General features: G+C 60.5%; 16 protein-coding genes. 4 read left to right on the forward strand and 12 right to left on the reverse strand.

The genetic code is table 11. The features are described from left to right. Positions 1-828: 828 nt before the first annotated feature. The gene (locus tag ACIPK7_RS06150; protein WP_401086391.1) at positions 829-2187 is read left to right on the forward strand and encodes a DUF4041 domain-containing protein; all 1359 of its coding nucleotides are present in this window, start codon (positions 829-831) and stop codon (positions 2185-2187) included. Between the two features lie 64 nt (positions 2188-2251). Continuing rightward, complete coding sequence (locus ACIPK7_RS06155; RefSeq protein WP_401086394.1) at positions 2252-3937, forward strand: hypothetical protein; 1686 nt, start codon at positions 2252-2254, stop codon at positions 3935-3937. An 11-nt stretch (positions 3938-3948) separates the two neighbouring features. Here the strand turns inward: ACIPK7_RS06155 and umuC are convergent, their stop codons facing one another. Together umuC and ACIPK7_RS06165 are read right to left on the reverse strand one after the other, a co-directional pair. Further along, on the reverse strand, positions 3949-5214 hold the full coding sequence (gene umuC, locus ACIPK7_RS06160) for a translesion error-prone DNA polymerase V subunit UmuC (protein WP_401086397.1): 1266 nt from the start codon (positions 5212-5214) through the stop codon (positions 3949-3951). Further along, complete coding sequence (locus tag ACIPK7_RS06165) at positions 5207-5638, reverse strand: LexA family protein (protein WP_401086400.1); 432 nt, start codon at positions 5636-5638, stop codon at positions 5207-5209. The genes umuC and ACIPK7_RS06165 overlap by 8 nt, the downstream gene beginning before the upstream one ends. Positions 5639-5727: 89 nt before the next feature. On the opposite strand from ACIPK7_RS06165, the gene ACIPK7_RS06170 reads away from it, so the two are divergent. After that, complete coding sequence (locus ACIPK7_RS06170; protein WP_401086403.1) at positions 5728-6411, forward strand: SOS response-associated peptidase; 684 nt, start codon at positions 5728-5730, stop codon at positions 6409-6411. Here the strand turns inward: ACIPK7_RS06170 and ACIPK7_RS06175 are convergent. From ACIPK7_RS06175 to ACIPK7_RS06210, 8 genes are all read right to left on the reverse strand, one after another. Beyond that, positions 6408-6668 carry a hypothetical protein gene (locus ACIPK7_RS06175; protein ID WP_401086406.1) on the reverse strand — a complete coding sequence of 87 codons (261 nt, stop codon included), beginning with the start codon at positions 6666-6668 and terminating at the stop codon, positions 6408-6410. The two genes, ACIPK7_RS06170 and ACIPK7_RS06175, sit on opposite strands and share 4 nt — an antisense overlap. A 35-nt stretch (positions 6669-6703) precedes the next feature. After that, the gene (locus tag ACIPK7_RS06180) at positions 6704-6937 is read right to left on the reverse strand and encodes a hypothetical protein (RefSeq protein ID WP_401086897.1); all 234 of its coding nucleotides are present in this window, start codon (positions 6935-6937) and stop codon (positions 6704-6706) included. A 26-nt stretch (positions 6938-6963) separates the two neighbouring features. Next, on the reverse strand, positions 6964-7326 hold the full coding sequence (locus tag ACIPK7_RS06185) for a hypothetical protein (RefSeq protein ID WP_401086408.1): 363 nt from the start codon (positions 7324-7326) through the stop codon (positions 6964-6966). After that, positions 7323-8003: a glycoside hydrolase family 19 protein gene (locus tag ACIPK7_RS06190; protein WP_401086410.1), complete on the reverse strand. Its 681-nt coding sequence runs from the start codon at positions 8001-8003 to the stop codon at positions 7323-7325. The genes ACIPK7_RS06185 and ACIPK7_RS06190 overlap by 4 nt, the downstream gene beginning before the upstream one ends. A gap of 386 nt (positions 8004-8389) precedes the next feature. Further along, positions 8390-9439, reverse strand: coding sequence for a phage late control D family protein (locus ACIPK7_RS06195; protein ID WP_401086413.1), 1050 nt, complete (start codon positions 9437-9439; stop codon positions 8390-8392). 13 nt (positions 9440-9452) lie between these two features. Continuing rightward, positions 9453-9659: a tail protein X gene (locus ACIPK7_RS06200; protein WP_401086416.1), complete on the reverse strand. Its 207-nt coding sequence runs from the start codon at positions 9657-9659 to the stop codon at positions 9453-9455. Beyond that, positions 9634-10479: a phage tail protein gene (locus tag ACIPK7_RS06205; RefSeq protein WP_401086419.1), complete on the reverse strand. Its 846-nt coding sequence runs from the start codon at positions 10477-10479 to the stop codon at positions 9634-9636. Before ACIPK7_RS06205 ends, ACIPK7_RS06200 begins: the two co-directional genes overlap by 26 nt. Positions 10480-10491: 12 nt before the next feature. After that, positions 10492-12921, reverse strand: a complete 2430-nt coding sequence (locus tag ACIPK7_RS06210) for a phage tail tape measure protein (protein ID WP_401086422.1) — start codon at positions 12919-12921, stop codon at positions 10492-10494. Between the two features lie 262 nt (positions 12922-13183). Here ACIPK7_RS06210 and ACIPK7_RS06215 point away from each other — a divergent pair, with 262 nt between their 5' ends. Then, a complete protein-coding gene (locus ACIPK7_RS06215; RefSeq protein ID WP_401086425.1) occupies positions 13184-13543 on the forward strand; it encodes a type II toxin-antitoxin system HigA family antitoxin in 360 nt (119 codons plus the stop codon). A 111-nt stretch (positions 13544-13654) separates the two neighbouring features. Here ACIPK7_RS06215 and ACIPK7_RS06220 read toward each other — a convergent pair whose 3' ends face one another. Together ACIPK7_RS06220 and ACIPK7_RS06225 are read right to left on the reverse strand one after the other, a co-directional pair. Then, positions 13655-13969, reverse strand: coding sequence for a phage tail assembly protein (locus tag ACIPK7_RS06220; RefSeq protein WP_401086428.1), 315 nt, complete (start codon positions 13967-13969; stop codon positions 13655-13657). 9 nt (positions 13970-13978) lie between these two features. Then, positions 13979-14482 (reverse strand): phage major tail tube protein, encoded by a 504-nt coding sequence (locus tag ACIPK7_RS06225; RefSeq protein ID WP_401086431.1) that lies wholly within the window; start codon positions 14480-14482, stop codon positions 13979-13981. Positions 14483-14490 lie beyond the last annotated feature (8 nt).

The following is a 14490-nucleotide window of genomic DNA, read 5'->3' on the forward strand; positions in this document are numbered from 1 at the left end:
CATGCCCTGGAAAAATTCTAAGGCATTCAACTCGGCGTGTGGTTAATCCTTTACGTCTATGACTTTATTGCGATGTCAATGGAATCGCCCTGATTTGGCCGGTACGAAGGTAAAGCTCTTGCTCTGAGACGGCAGAAAAAGATAGGCGAATGGGATCTTGAACCCCCGAGTGCCGCTCAGGGCAATGTCTGCTTCTGGCCGATTGTAGCCCTAGGAATACCTCTGAGCTCTACCGAGCCAGGCGCATAGTCTCTAGCTCATCCAGGGCAATCAGCAACTCACCGGTTGATTGGGGCGCATGCAGATTTACACCGGTTTTGCTTTGCACCAGTTCGATGAGCGCATCCCGCTTTATCCCCAGCTTTCGGGACACCAGAAGGGCACATGAGCGCGCGTGAGAAGCGCGGTGCGAGAGCGGTTGAGTTTCATCCAGCAGCTTCCGCCTATGCGAATTAAACGACATATCCTTCCCTGGCCATCGGTGGCGCGTCACGATGCGATAAGGAAGGTAACGGGGAGCCGTTCACTTTTCCACCGTACGGAGAACCGTTCGTGTCATACGAACACCTTCCTCTTCTGGCAGCGCCAATCAGCCGAGATTTCTGCGGCTGGCCTTACGAGATCGACACCCGTCGCTGCCGGCAGGCGGTCCGCCCTTCCCTGATTCGCTACTACCAGGTCCTAGCCGGCCACTGCCCTGTTGTCTTTTCCGATTCTTGCCGTAGAAATCTGAGCGCGCACCTTTCCTGCTGGCATTGCGCTATAAATGCCCCAGAATGGAGCTCGCTCAGCCTGAGCAGCTTCGGGATTACTATGCGGAGGGAACCCATGTCTTTCAGCGACTATTGGAACGGACCGGCACATAAACAACGTGCGGATGATCTGGACAGGAAGCTTACGGAGCTTCAGGCGAGCTACGTCGAGCTGCAGGCGCTCAACAGGAAGGTCGGGGCCATGGAGCTCCTGGAAGTACAGCACCTGATCGAGCAAGAGAAGTTGAAGCTGGCGGCCATTCGGCAAGATGTCTACGCCGCGGGACAGGAGCTAGCAGCCATCGCGCAGCGCTCCAAGGTGCTGCAAGGAGAAATCCTTGTCTGGGAAGAGACGATCCTCCTGGAAAGCTTTGCCCTTTACGTCCCCAAGTTCAAACTCAACTCCAGCCAAGAGTACAAGTCGCGGCTTGAGAGCACTCGAGAACGCCAAAAATCGCTGATCAAATCAGGAGACGCCGCCTCTGGAAACATGAGCTGGACTGTCAACGGCAGCGTCCAGCAAGGACGAAAGCTGGTGAATGACATGATCAAGCTGGTCATCCGATCATTCAACAACGAGGCGGATTTCTGCGTGGATAACGTCAAGTTCGACAACGTCGAGCTGGGCGAAAAGCGGATCCTCAAGTCCTTCGACGCGTGCAACCGACTTGGCAAACTGATGGATGTCGAAATTGACCGGCGATACCTGGCCCTCAAGATCGATGAGCTCCACCTGGCCCACGAGTTCCAGATCAAGAAGCAGGAAGAGAAGGAAGAAGCCAAGCGTGCTCGCGAGGAACTACGCGAACAGCAAAAGCTCGAGCAGGAAATTCGCGCCGCACGGGAAAAGATTGCCAAGGAGCGCAAACACTTCGCAGCCGCTCTGCGTGACCTCCAGGCCCGCCTCGCACTGGCAGCTTCCGAAGAAGAGCGCACGCCTCTCCTGGCCAAACTGGCCGAAGTCGAGGCCGGCCATGCGGCCCTGGAGAGCGAAGAAAAGCTCATCGACTACCGCGAGCAGAACGCCAAGGCCGGCTATGTATACGTCATCTCCAACGTCGGCGCCTTCGGCGAAGGCGTCTACAAAATTGGTATGACGCGCCGACTCGAGCCAATGGACCGCGTTGATGAATTAGGCGACGCATCTGTGCCGTTCTGGTTCGACGTGCATGCGATGGTCTTCTCGGAAAACGCCCCCGCCCTAGAAGCGAAGCTCCATGAACGGTTTGCTGCAGGACGCTTGAACAAGGTCAACGGACGCAAGGAGTTTTTCCGAGCGGACATTACAGAGATAGAGATGGTCATTCGGGAAAACTACGACGCTGCGGTTGAGGTGACACGCGAGGCGCCGGCCGAGCAATATCGCGAAAGCTTACGGATGCAGATGCCGAAGCCTTCGATTCAACAATCTGAGCGGATCACCGCTCAGAGTTGAAAAAAGAACGATATTTATTGGCTAGCGGAAAGATAGCAGCCACTTGCTATCTTCTGCCATTGCCATGAAAATCACCACACTTTACATTCAACTGGGTCGTCCGATGTATAGAGCAATAATTGGCGGCATTTTGTTTGCTCTGGCTTTTTCCTGTGTCTCAACTGAACTGACGAGACCCTCTTCAATCTCTTCAGCTCCAAACGAACCCACTCTGGAAATCGCCGAACAGCAAAAGGAACTACAGACCAGACTGATCAAAGCAGAGAGCGATGTCCAGCGAATTAAGAGCCAGATAAGCTCCTTGTCTGAAAGGCACACTATATTCGAGGCGATAACTTCTAATCAATTATCCATGCAGGACAAGCGCCTTTCTGACATTGGCCTGAACACCGCCCAGCAAGCCAACTACATGGGATCTATATCTAACCTTTCGACGCTTGTTGGACTTGGCATAACGGTACTTACTATACTGGTCGCCTTTGTTACTTATATAAGCGTAAAAAACAAAGCCACCAGCGAGGCTAAAGAAGCTGCTGAGCGCTGGTTTCATGAGCACGGAGAGACTTTAACCACACGAATTCAGTCGCTACATGAAGAGGCAAGTCACTTACGCAGCGAAGTAGCAAATCTTAAAATTGCTTCTCAAGAAGCCATTCAAGAGATACACCAACGCAAAGATGAATTCTTCAAGGCCGCAGACGAAATTCTTCTCACAACGCGCCCTCCAACACATGCAAATACAGCCGCGCGCTCTACCGATTCGCCGTCTACGATAATGTTTCAAGGCATCTCAAACAACACTGGATCAAGCAGCAATAAAAATATCGACAAAGTCAGAAAGATCAGTGAAGAACTGGAATTTAAGCCAGAATCCAACTTCACCTCTGACGAGCACTTTGCTCGAGGCCTCTCCTTGCTGTCACAGAACAGCTTCGACTCTGCGCTTACCAATCTCAGGAAAGCCGTCAGCTTAGAAAGCTATTCAGCATCGCCTAACGATGAAAACCTAGTCAAGATGATGTTTGCGCTGGCTGTTTGCTATGGCAATCTGAAGCGCCACAAATCGGAAATTGCGATTTACGATGAAATTCATGATCGCTTTAAGGACTCGCCCAATAGCAATATTCGCGAATATCTTCTGATATCATCCATCAACAAGTCCGTTCGCTTATCCGAGCAGAACCAAGTCCCCGAAGCTATTGAGCTATTAAATAAAACCATTGCTAAATATGAGTCTAGCAACGAAGTAAATATCGCAAAACATGTGCCAACTATTTTTGGGGCAAAAGCATCTATTCTCAGCAATAACCATGAATTCAAAGAAGCACTTTCCATTTGCGAACATGTTGAAAAAGAGTTCAAGGACTCCGAACTCAAAAATAACCAGTTAGAATTTTCAAGAATTCGAAACACGCGAGCCTACTGCTACATCCTTCTTTCCAAGAAGAACTGGAACGATGCGACCAAGCGCATAAGTTATTTAGAGCTTGCAATAGAAACTCTTACCCAAGCCATCGCTGACAACGACTACCGACCAATCGTACTTGGAAATATCGGCTACGCTTATCACCTATTGGGCAATGCAGAGCGTGCTGTGGAGTTCACCACTCAATGTCTTAAGCTGGGCGGCGCGGACACCTATGAACTACAAAAGGGAGATGCCTTAAAATATAGGCTGGTCCCCCAAGACCCCTCTTATGAAGCACTACTTAATACCATATGGGAATCGCTTTCAGAGGAAACTGAATAATTTCATTATTCCTATAGAATTCTCCACAGCTGCTCCAAGTTCGTCGTGTAGCTCTGACTCATCAGCTCCCGCCGCATCCCCCAGTCCGGCTCCACAGGCACCCCACCCGGCCGGACTGTCCCCCTGCCCCATTTCGCATTGATCTGGTCCATTACGGCCATGGCCTTGGAGCGCTCGGGCTGGGCTGGGGCAAACAGGTCACCGGTGAATTCGCCGGGCTGGCGAAGATCGAGGAGGAGCACCTCAGCCTTGCTGAAGGCGAAACCGGCCCGGAAGACTAGTTCCAGGCCGTCGGTCGCGGCCTTGGTGATCAAGCGGGTGTCGTCGGTGGGGTACGGCAGTTCGACGCTGACACCCTTGGCGAACTTGGGTTCGTCGGGGTTGAACATGCCGGTGCGGATGCTGACCTGAACGCGCTTGCAGTAAGAGCCCTGGGTACGGAGTTTTTCGCAGGCGCGGGCAGCGTAGGTGGCCACGGCTTCGCGGATCGGCGGCAGCTCGTGCAAGCGCTTGCCGAACATGCGTGAGCAGCAGATTTCCTGTTTGGGCGGTGCGGCCTCCTCGAGCTCAAGGCAGGCGATGCCGCGCAGCTCGCGCGCGGTCTTCTCGATGACGACGTTGAACTGTTTGCGCAGCGTCCAGGCGTCGGCCTGGGCGAGGTCCCAGGCCGTCTGGATGCCCTGGGCGTTGAGGTGTTCGGTCATCTTGCGGCCGATGCCCCAGACGTCACTGACCTTGCATGCTTTGAGCAGGCGATCGCGCCGGGCGGGGTCGCGCACGTCAAGCACGCCGCCGGTTTGGGCCTGCCACTTCTTGGCGCCGTGGTTGGCGAGCTTGGCGAGGGTCTTGGAGGTGCCGATGCCCACGCCGACAGGGATGCCGGTGCAGCGCAGTACCCGGGCGCGCATCTCGCGGCCGACGCGCACCAGGTCACCGGGGATGCCGGTGAGGTCGGCAAAGCATTCGTCGATGCTGTAGACCTCGACCGCCGGCGCCATCTCCTCGAGGAGGGTCATGACACGGGCGCTCATGTCGCCATAGAGGGCGTAGTTGGAGCTAAAGGCGAGGATGCCGAGCTTCTGCAGCTTGTGGCGGATCTTGAAATAGGGCTCGCCCATGGCGACGTGGGGCTTGGCGTCGGCGCTCCGGGCGATGACGCAGCCGTCGTTGTTCGACAGGACCACGATGGGGGTGCGGGCCAGGTCTGGCCTGAAGACACGCTCACAGCTGGCATAGAACGAGTTGCAGTCGATCAGGGCGATGGCGCGGTCAGGCATGCTCGTGGCACCGCACGCTGTATCGAACGACGCCCCACACGAGCAGTTCATCGCCTTCCAGGATGTAGCGCGGTGGGTAGGCGGGATTCTCGGCGCGCAGGACGATCTGGCTGCCCTCCTTCGCCAGGCGCTTTACGGTCGGCTCGCCGTTCACTGCCGCAATGACGATGTCACCCGGCTCCGCTTCGCAGGAGCGGTCGACCACCATGAGGTCACCATCATGGATGCCCGCCCGAACCATACTGTCCCCGCCGGCTCGAACCAGGTAGGTGTGCGGGGCGCGGATGTCCAGGATTTCATCCAGCGAGATTTCGCGCTCGAGGTGATCTTGGGCAGGCGACGGGAAACCAGCCGGCACTCGCCAGGCGAACAGGGGAAGACAATGGCCTTCAGCCGCAAGGCGTGCAATTACATCGGGAACCATAGGACACGTCCGAAATGCTGTATATAAATACAGTAATAGACTAGCCCGCTTTCCTACAACTAGGACGGGGACGAACGGAGGGCACGACGATGTGTGGACGGGTAGCGCAGTTCGGGACGTTCAGGGAAATCGTGGAGTTGTTGAGGTGGCCAGGACCGGCCGAGGAAAGGCAGCAGGCGGACGCGCGGTACAACATACCGCCGTCGACGCTTGTGAAGCTGCTACATGCAGAGGGCGACACGCTGATTCAGGACCTCGTGCGCTGGGGATGGCGACCGCACTGGGCGACTGACAACCGCTTGCCGTCGAACGCGCGAGTCGAGAAGGTGGCGCACAGCTCGTACTGGCGGGCGATCTGGCCGCATCGAGCGGTGGCGCCTATCGAGGGATGGTTCGAGTGGGTGAAGGACCAGGATGATCCGAAGAAGAAACTCCCCTTCTTCATCCGGCGGGCAGACGGCCTGCCTTGCCTGGCGGCTGCAATCGGGCAGTTTCCAACCGGTGACCAGGAACAACGTGAGCACGACGGCTGCGCGATCATCACGGACGAGGCAGCCGGCGGGCTGGTGGACGTCCATGACCGGCGGCCGGTGATCCTGCCGGCCGAGCTGGTGGCGGAATGGCTGGATCCGGCAACGCGCACGGAACGCGCTGAGCAGTTGCTGCTCCAGCAGAGCGAGCCGCCTGAGACGTTCGAGTGGTACCGGGTGAGTACCGAGGTGAACAGTTCAGCCCATAAAGGCGCTCAGCTAATCACATCGATCGAGCGTTAAATGTGATGAGCGACGCCCTTTCCGAGGGGCTTCCACTCCTCCTGCGGCGAATGCGGTGACAACAGAGCGAACAGCTCGACTTCCTGCCCTTCCTTTGGCTCCGGCGGCAATAGCGCCGCACGGCGGCCAGCCTGAAGCCCTGGGAACATCTCAGAATTAGCGGAGACGTGGAGTTCCCAGACGCCGTATTGGCCTGCTTTGGTAACCAGGCGTTCCAGATGCAGACGGGTACTGCCGTTGACGCGGATTCTGAGCATGCCGACCTCCGGTTGATCGCGGCCGGCATCATACCCTACTGGCAAGCCTGTACTGCGGCTACCAACTGCCGCTCGTACCCCTGCCGCTGCAGACGCTCGGCGAGTAGTGCGCGGACCTTGGTCTGTAGGCTATCAGTCTGTCGAAGGGACGCGGTCGCCCAGATCGGAACAGCCACCGGGCCGACTTTGCAGGGTACAGGGACGGGGACTTCGACGCGGACGGTTCGCGGCTCCGGGGCTGGTTGGCTTGCGCAGGCGGTTAGCAGCATGAACAGCAGCGCGGCAGCGCATCCTTTCATAGCCCTAGCTCCTGATCGATGACAGCCGCCGCCGCGGCGCACTGGTCGGTGCCGCCGGTGTGTTCCTGCTGGATTCGCTGGGCGCGGGAGAAGTCGGCGGCGGATTCCTGTTCCGCCTGCGCAACGGCCCGGGCTGCCTCCTCGGTGCGCGCCTGGGCGCGCTTCACCAATTCGCCCAGGGCGGCGCCCTGCTCTGCTGCCAGCGCCTCGAGGTTGCCACGGCCGGCCCGACAGACGGCCAGGTTCTGGCCCGACTGAGCGAGCGCGGGGCGTAGGTCGCGCCCTGTCCACCATGCACCGGCACCCGTGCCCATGGCGAAAAGCAGGAGCGCGCCGAACAGTAAGGCGGTGAAATTCATCGCAGCACCTCCTGAGCCCGCTTCCACAGCGCCCGGCGATCATCGGCGCCGACCGGTACGCGGCCGGGCTGGCCGGTGTTGATGATGCTGCCGATGTCGTCGAAGCGGCCGACGTCGGCCAGGGCGTTCAATTTCTTGTCGGCCCACCACCAGGCGGCGGAAAGCGCCGCGAACTCCGGCAGCTCCAGCAGCTCGGGTTGCGCCTCGAGGGGCTGGCCGATACCGACGCCGGCGGCGCGGTAGTTGCCGCGGCCGGTGACCTGCAGCAGGCCTCGGCCGCGATAGGTCCAGCCATCGCCGCTGGCGACGTTGCCGTTGCCGTTGCGGCCGGCGTAGGTGGTGCTGGCGATCAGCTTCGGGTTGCGGGCGATCTGGTCGGCCAAGGGTGTGGGAACCAGCTTGCCGGCCAGGCGCAGGTAGTTGCCGCGGCTATCTTTGGCGGCGTAGCGAGTGGGCCAGACCTCGGCGAGGCGCTGGGCGCTGTAGTTGAGGCTTTCGACCAGGCGGGCCAGGTGGGCGCTTTCATGGCCGACCTGGGCGAGGTAGGCCGCTATGCGGGCCGGTGTGGAGATGCCAAACCGGGCCATTGCTTGGTTAAGTGGAGAAACAAAAACGCCGGCTTGCTTGCCGGCGTTGGGAAGGATGCGCAACAGCTGCGCTGCAGTAATGTAAGCCATTTTTTCTCCAGACGAAAAAAAGCCCGCTGTGAGCGGGCTAAGTACGAGTGGCTGAGCAGTTAATTAGGAAGAAGCCCCACTCGCAGAATATGGATGGAGCGCGGAGCGCTAATGCGGACATCTGTCGTAAGCCCGTCCGTTTTGCCAACGTAGACGATGATGCCGTCTGAACGAAGTTGGCGGATTAGCTCTTCATCGCTGACACCGGGGTCGACGGATAGAATGATTTCGTCTCGGAAGCAGCGATGAAATGCTAGGTTGCCCATGATCTTTTAGTCCTGTGCGGCAATTGTTGAAGCCAGCATGGACGAGCGATCAGGACTCAAACAGGTGGTAATTCGCACTTAGGCCTTTGCCGACAGAAACTGGAGCAACGTCTGACACGGTCAGACCGATAAAACCTTGAGGACGGTGGATTTCTTACCGGTAGAGCGCTTGCCACCACCCTTCGACTTGCCGTGCTTGCCGGCGTTGCATTCAACAGTGGTGGACCAGCCGGCGGCGGTGAAGGTCTGCTCCACCGAATCCACCAGGTAGCTACCATCGACGCCGGCCTTGAAGCCGGAGACGGTGATGGAGCGCTCGGCGAACAGGTCGGTGCGGCCGGGCATTTCCAGGCGCACGTTGGCGGTGGAGCGGTTGAAGGCGGCCAAGCGCGCCCGGGCGGCCTGTTCGGCGGCGGACTTGCTGGGGTGGATGTGGCGGTCGGTATGCACCGGCGGCAGTCCCGGGGGCGCGTCTTCGTTGGGGATTTCCAGGACCTGCAGCTCGCCTTTGGCCTTGTTCTGATAGCGCGTGCGGACAGCCTTCTGGGCGCCGCGATCATCGAAGCGGAACTGGAAGCGGGAGACGTCGGCGCGTTGCAGGACGACGCCCGCGAGCGCCTTGCCGCTGGCCGTCTGGCCGGACTGACGAGGCAGCACCAGGAGCTTGCCGTCGGCGACCTTGGCGGTGCAGTCGTACTGCCGGGCCAGGCGGGTGATGAAATGGAAGTCCGATTCCTTGAGCTGGTCCGCCCGGGCTACGGTAGCAGTCACCGGGCACTGCGGCTGCCAGCCGTTGCGGGCAGCGATGTCGCCGACGATGCGGGCCAGACTGACGCCTTCCCAGCTGCCACTGCGCGCGGCCTTGCCGGTACCGCGCATGTCGCTCGCCCTGCCCCGCACCACGATGGCATCGGGCGGCCCGGCGAACTCGATCGTATCGACGGTGTACGCGCTAAGTCTCGCCAGCGCCTGGCCCTCGTAGCCGAGCAGCACCTCGAGGCGCGCGCCCTTGCGCGGCAGGCTTACGGCGCCGTCGCGGTCATCGATGCGCAGTTCGAACTCGTCGGACTCCATGCCGACCTTGTCCAGGGTGCGCAGCAGCAGGAGGCGGTCATTGATCAGGGCGGTGATATCGGCGCCGTCGGCGAGGATTTGGAAGGTAGGTTTCATAGCGCGGCTCCGATCAATCCCATAGCCGCACTTCCTCGCTCGTGGCTGCCGGAAGGTCCGGCAGCTCTACCAGAAGCCCAGCGCGGAACGGTTGCGACTCCAGAGCCAAACCCGGGTTCGCTTCGAGCACCGCTTCGACAGTACCGGTCAGGTGGCCGTAGGCGTGGTAACAGAGGGTATCAAGCAGGTCGCCGTCAGATGTTCGGCATGTCCTCGCCATAGCGGATGAACTCCAGTGTGAATGACTGTTTGCGGGGAATGCCGCCGCGCAGCAACGCGCCCTGTTCTTCCTCGAGGCGCGCGAGGCACCAGAGGCCCAGGACCTGGCCGTAGCCGGTGGTGAGGTTCAGCGGCTCCAGGCGGGCGCCAATGGCGCGCAGGGTGTCGAGTTGGGCGAGGCCACCGCGCCAGTGGGGGTGAATGGCGCCACGCAGGGTGATGCGTTCATCGCCCAGCCCCGGAGACTGCTGGGCGGGTCGCCGGGTGAGGCGTTCCTGCGCGGCCCAACGGAACTCGGTCTGGCGGGTGAGCTGGTCGAACGCGGCGGTATCCAGGTTGAAGTAGAACGGCGCGGATCCGGCTGTCAGGGGCTGCAAGATCAGCAGATGCGGGAACGGCGTGATGGCTTCCGGCGCCGGGGTGAGGTCTGCCGCGAATGCAGCGCTCGGCAGCACACTGGCCAGGGCCGGGCTGATGCCGCCAGCGACACGGTTGATGGCAGCCGCAGCGCGCCCAGCCTGCTCGCCCAGGGTGCCCAGGCGCTCATCGATGCCGACCAGGATGCGGCTGGCCCGGTTGTATGTGGAGGCCACATCGTTCGCGCGCTGCTGGGCGGCGGTGAGGCCGCCCATGACACGTCGGAGTTTGTCGCCAACGCGATCTGGCACACCGGGGAGAGCTTCCAGCTCGCTGGCGGCTCCGGTGATGTCGCTGATGGCGCCGTTGAGGGGGCCGAGCATGCCGTCCAGGTTGCGGCGGCCAGTTTCACTGGCTCCCGCGACCTGGGTGAGGCCGCTCTGTAGTAAATCCAGGTAGGCCATGGGGTTCCTCGGTTACAGGTTGGGGGCGTCGAACAGACTGTTAGCTTGTTGCTGGGCCTGATAGTCGGCGAACATTCGTTGCAGGTGAGGCATGAGGTCGTTGGCCATGGCGCGCGGGTCCTTTACGTCGCCTTGCACAGTGATGGCGACCTGCGGGGCGAAGGTGTTGGTCTGGTGTTGCTCCCTGGGCTGGGATTGCTCCGCCGGCGCCGGCTGGACGAGCAACGAGACAGGCGGAGGCGGAGCGGCCGACATGGCGCGAACTACTTCTCCCAGTGACGGCTGTGGCGGCGAACGGCTGGCGAGGAGAGACACCGGCGCTAAAGGCGCGGCGGCCTCGTCTTCTCCAAATAGCCCTACACCAACCCGTTGGCCTAGTTCGCCACCGCCCCAAGCCCCTAAGGCACCGCCAATCAGTCCGCCAATTACGGTACCGATAACCGGAACCATGGATCCGACCGCAGCCCCCGCAGCAGCCCCCGCCAGAGTGCCGGCAAGATTGCCGGCGGCCTCACCATAGCCTGCTGCCTTCTCGTTGGTGGTTTCGGCATATTGATAGGTGTCCCACGCTTGGGCTCCGGCAGCGATGACCGCCATCGGTGCGCCGGCCTTGAGGCCGGTAACGCTACCGCGACCAGCACGCGCCGCCCAACCGCCACGCCCTGCTCGGCGGCTTCCGGAGGCACGGTCCCGGCCTCCAGGTACATCGCCCAATGATCCGCCTAGTCCACCACCCGGCCAGTTGGTGACAAACACGGGCTGTGCCCCGATGGCACCACCAATCGGACTGCCGAGACGGTCGCCCCCCACCGAACCCGACCTGCCACGTCGGGAACGAATCGGACCAATACTGCGAGCAAGGTCCAGTGCACCTCGCGCAATGGTCCAGGCGGAAACGGCAGATTTCAGTACGACCAACCCGCCGGCCAGGGCGATCACTCCACCGATGACTTTCGGAAACTCATCCACCAGCGCGGTCAGCCCCTGGCCGAGCTGCTTTGCCTTTTCCCCTACTCCATCGGTAAACGGCGCAAGGGCATCACCCATGCTGCGAAGGCTGTCGTTCCATGCCTGTCCAACTTCGCTCCAGAGCTGGGCGGAAGCCTCCCGCCGCTCCGCCAGGTTCTTTTCCAGAATGCCATTGGCGTTGGCCGACTCCGCTTTGAGCTGTTGGTATAGCCCACGCCCTTGCATGTAGGCCGTGAGTGCCGACTTAACCTGCATGTCATTGAAGAGGTCGCCGGTCTTCAGGTTTTCCTCAAGGGCGGCCGTCATGGCCTTGACCTTGGCGGGGTCGGCTTCCTTGTTGATGGCCTCCAGGGCGGAGGACATCGCCTGCGCCTTGGCGGGATCAGTTTTCTGGATATAGGCCCGGGCTAGCTCGAAGCTTGCTTCAAGGGTCGACATTCCTTTGCCGATGGCTTCGTCCATGCTCTTTTGATAGTCAAACCCGGCCTTGCCGTAGTTCTTCACGGTTTCGCCAGAGCCGATCTTGCTGAACCAGTTTTTCAGGTTGTTCGCTGCCTGATCGGCGGAGCCGGCAGTCTTCATCTGTACCTGCAGCATGGAGCCGATCTGGTTGACCGCATCAAGCCCCCGGATGCCTTTGTTGCCCATTTCCGCCAACAGCTCGGGCATCCAGCGCGCCATGTCGTTGGCTTCAAAAGATCCGGCCTGGCCTTGGTAGGCGATGGCTTCGAGCGCCTTCTGGATTTCAGCAGCGTCGGTGATGCCTGCGTTCTGGCGCATGGCGTAAAGCATCTTGGCGGTGTCGGTAGACTCCGCACCCTGGCCTATAGCGAATTTGGCAGCGGTAGGCAGGTACTGGGTGGCTTCGCGCAGATCCATGCCAGCGGCGACAAGCTGGTTGAGCATGTCAGCCGCATCGTTGCGCTGCATGCCAGTGCCCCTGGAGGTATCGATCACCGCGCGGGACATTTCACGCTCCTGATCGGTCCCGGCCACGCCTGCCTTGATGGCGATGTCACGAATGATCGCGTTGTAGTTGGCGGAGATTGTTGCCGGCACGGCCACCGCGGCGGTCAACTTCAGCGCATCACCGACTGCGGATTTACCTTGAGCGATACCGGTGTTGACCTTCTGCAGGCCGCTTTCGCGGAGATCCACTCGACGGGCCTGGCTGCCGAGCGTCTGGTAGGCGCGGGACAAGTTCCGCACCTCAACGCCCTGCTCCCTTAGGGCCGCCAGATTGGACTCCAACTTGCCCAAGAGCTTGCCGGCGCCCTTCTCACCAGCGGCGTGCGCCTTCTGCCACTCAGCACGCAAACGAATGGTGTCGCCAATGGTGCTCTGAAGAATCCGCATCTTGCCGGCAGTGGCGTGCAAACCCTTGATGTGAGAACCGACCTTATTGAATGCGCCCCCCAAGGTGGAGCTGACGGCGCCGCCGATGACGAGGCCCAAAGACAACTTGCTGCTCATGTCTGCATTCCAGATAGGGGAAATGGGTTCGATGACTTGTACGCCCGCTACACGCCACGCAGGCTGCGAGTCAGGACGGCCGACATTCACGGAAACATTACGCGTTGCGTATTACCCGACGCGTGATTCGGCGGCGATGCGCAGTTGTGGATCAACCTGCAATGCGCGTTCGATCTGCGGACGGCCGAGTTGGAACTGGGTGACCAGATAAACGCGGAAGTAAAGCCACGCGCGGCGTGAGCTGAAGGAGGCTAGGCCTGCAATGGATAAAGAGACTGAACAGTTCCATGCCAATTTGCTCGCTTCGGTGAATCAGATGAAGGCCGACCAGGCCGCCGCGCGCACTGCGCCCGTGATGTTCATCGTTACCGAGGCCGACTACCGCATCGCGATGGCGCGCCTGGATGACCTGTGGAACTCAGACCCGGGCACGCCGGAGGGTGAGGAGCTGATGCGCTGGGTGCTCGCCATCGAGCGCTACGAGGACGAGCATTACCCCATCGGGCCGCTGGATCCGATCGAAGCGCTCAGGCTCCGGCTGGACCAGCAGGGCCTACCCCCAGAGGAGATAGCGGCCGAGCTGAAGAAGCTGGCTACCGCTTCCCACGAATCACCAACCTAGTGTGCTCGCTTACCTCACTCACTCAACCACCACACTAGGTCACTGAACGGCATTCCCTCCAACTCCGCGGCGGAGAATCGCAGCTCCGCCGCCGCGCGTTTGGCGGCGCGTTTATGGATTGCGGGGTGGTAGCCCGTCGTCTTGCACCAGGCGAAAGTAGGCGGCCTGCAGGCGCTGGTAGTCGGTGAGCTTCAGCGCTTCCAGTTCTGCCCTGCCCACCTGGGCGAGTGAGGCGAACAGCTGCAGCTCGCGTTCGTCGTCATCGCTGGCCAGCTTGCTGGCGGCGCGGATGTCGCGGACGGTGGGCGAGCGCAATGCGATGGTGTCGGTGCGGACGCCGTTGAACTCGGTGGGGCGCGACAGTTGGACGGTGGCGCCATCGGCGGTGAGGGTCAGCCAGATTGGCAGGGGTTTGAGTTCGCTCATGATGATTCCTTACATGCCGAGGGCGGCGCGCATGCCGGCCAGTTGGTCCACACCATCGATGACGCGCACGCCGTTCACCGGGTCGATTTCAAACATCACGCGGCCTTCCAGCTCCAACTTGTAGTAGCTGACGGCCAGGGCGAATTTGAACTCCGCCTCCCCGCCTGGCTTCCATTCGCCGGGATCCAGTTCCTTGAGCTGCCCGCGCAGGGTCGCCACCGCCGGGGTGAACTGCCCTTTCTGCGCCTTGTAGGCGCCACGGAACACGCCGTTGAACGCAGTCTGGTCAGCCAGGCCGAAGAACTTCATGGCGTCGCGGCGAGCGCCTTTGGTGGAGAACGACGCTTCGAGCTTTTCCAGGCCCTGGTCCATTTCGATGGCGGCGTCCATGCCGCCGCCACGGTACTCCTCTGTTTTCACGGTGAGCTTGGGCAGGGTCAGGCTGGGGACGTCGCCGGAGAAGTTCACGCCGTCGATGAACAGGTTGGTGTTGAACAGTGTTTGCGGAACCATGGGCGGCG

The organism is Pseudomonas sp. NPDC086581 (assembly GCF_044746165.1).
Classification (GTDB): Bacteria; Pseudomonadota; Gammaproteobacteria; order Pseudomonadales; family Pseudomonadaceae; genus Pseudomonas.